The 1,616-nt window shown below is 59.8% G+C and carries 1 protein-coding gene; it reads left to right on the top strand.

Annotated elements, in window-relative coordinates:
- Positions 1 to 174: 174 nt before the first annotated feature.
- Positions 175 to 1,616, top strand: a 1,442-nt coding sequence (gene carB, locus ACEK02_RS13500) for a carbamoyl-phosphate synthase large subunit (RefSeq protein ID WP_371422199.1), incomplete at its 3' end; no start/stop codon positions are given.

Below are 1,616 nucleotides of genomic sequence, written 5' to 3'. Positions count from 1 at the left end.
AGCCCGGGCCCGAACGACGTAGCGCCGCTGTTCGACCGTTTCATCAATGAGATGGCCAAGCGACGCTGACTGAGCAGCCTGCGGGCGGCCCCGAAACCCGGTGGCCCTCGCGGGCTCTCTAAAGATTGTTCAAGACGGCTTGCCGACTGACCTGCGGATTTGAGTGACAAACCCATGCCAAAACGTACAGACATAAAAAGCATCCTGATTCTCGGCGCTGGCCCGATCGTTATCGGCCAGGCCTGCGAATTCGACTACTCCGGCGCCCAGGCCTGCAAGGCCCTGCGCGAAGAGGGTTACCGCGTCATCCTGGTGAACTCCAACCCGGCCACCATCATGACCGACCCGGCGATGGCTGACGCGACCTACATCGAGCCGATCAAATGGCAGACGGTTGCCAAGATCATCGAGAAAGAGCGTCCGGACGCGTTGCTGCCAACCATGGGTGGCCAGACTGCCCTGAACTGCGCCCTGGATCTGGAGCGCGAAGGCGTTCTGGAGAAGTTCGGCGTAGAGATGATCGGCGCCAATGCCGACACCATCGACAAGGCTGAAGACCGTTCGCGTTTCGACAAGGCCATGAAGTCCATCGGCCTGGCCTGCCCGCGCTCGGGTATCGCCCATAGCATGGAAGAAGCCAATGCGGTCCTCGAGACCCTGGGCTTCCCATGCATCATCCGTCCGTCCTTCACCATGGGCGGTACCGGTGGCGGTATTGCGTACAACCGTGAAGAGTTCGAAGAAATCTGTGCCCGTGGTCTGGACCTGTCGCCGACCAAAGAGCTGCTGATCGACGAATCCCTGATCGGTTGGAAAGAATATGAGATGGAGGTTGTCCGCGATAAGAACGACAACTGCATCATCGTCTGCTCCATCGAAAACTTCGACCCGATGGGCGTGCACACTGGTGACTCGATCACTGTGGCTCCAGCACAGACTCTGACCGACAAGGAATACCAGATTCTGCGTAACGCCTCCCTGGCGGTACTGCGTGAGATCGGCGTGGAGACCGGCGGTTCCAACGTTCAGTTCGGCATCTGCCCGGACACCGGCCGCATGGTCGTGATCGAGATGAACCCGCGTGTATCGCGTTCCTCGGCACTGGCTTCGAAAGCCACCGGTTTCCCGATCGCCAAAGTCGCGGCCAAGCTGGCTGTGGGCTACACCCTCGACGAACTGTCGAACGACATCACCGGCGGCAAGACTCCGGCGTCCTTCGAGCCGTCGATCGACTACGTCGTGACCAAGCTGCCACGTTTCGCTTTCGAGAAATTCGCCAACGCAGACGCACGCCTGACCACTCAAATGAAGTCGGTCGGCGAAGTCATGGCCATCGGTCGCACCTTCCAGGAATCCCTGCAGAAAGCCCTGCGCGGTCTGGAAGTCGGTGTTTGCGGTCTGGACGAGAAGCTCGACCTGAGCAATCCGGAAAGCATGAGCATCCTCAAGCGCGAGCTGACCGTGCCGGGCGCCGAGCGTATCTGGTACGTGGCGGACGCCTTCCGCGCCGGCATGACCGTCGAAGACATCTTCGGCATGAACATGATCGACCCGTGGTTCCTGGTGCAGATCGAAGATCTGATCAAGGAAGAAGAGAAGGTCAAGACCCTGGGTCT

It is taken from the genome of Tardiphaga sp. (assembly GCF_041424195.1).
Taxonomy (GTDB): Bacteria; Pseudomonadota; Alphaproteobacteria; order Rhizobiales; family Xanthobacteraceae; genus Tardiphaga.
Note: the sequence above shows the minus strand (reverse complement) of the source record. Positions and strands in the feature narration are given on the sequence as shown.